This is a genomic window from Chryseobacterium sp. SIMBA_028 (genome assembly GCF_046535285.1).
Taxonomy (GTDB): domain Bacteria; phylum Bacteroidota; class Bacteroidia; order Flavobacteriales; family Weeksellaceae; genus Chryseobacterium.
In genome coordinates this window covers 1-229 of the sequence record NZ_JAWRWZ010000911.1, presented here as the reverse complement: position 1 = coordinate 229, position 229 = coordinate 1, and the positions used below count along the sequence as shown (strand labels likewise).

Here is a 229-nt window from a genome sequence, read left to right as displayed (position 1 = left end):
CCCCGCGGGCGACCAGGGCTTCGCGCGGCTCCGACCAGGTCATCAACGGTGTGATCGCCTTTAGCGCCGGCGGTTGCTCAATGGCGGCGCGCCACTGGGTATGACCGCAATAGCTGCCCCCAACCATTCCCACGCTACCGTTCGCGCCCGGAAGCTCGGCGGCCCACTCAACGGTGTCGGCACCGTCTTGCCCCTCATGTCGCAGGGGCTCCCAGACGCCTTCAGAGGC

Annotated in this window: 1 protein-coding gene; it reads right to left on the bottom strand. The window is 68.6% G+C overall.

All coding sequences use genetic code 11. The features are described 5' to 3' along the window. Positions 1-229: CocE/NonD family hydrolase (locus tag SCA31_RS25855; protein WP_410699789.1), on the bottom strand; the 229-nt coding region annotated here is incomplete at both ends.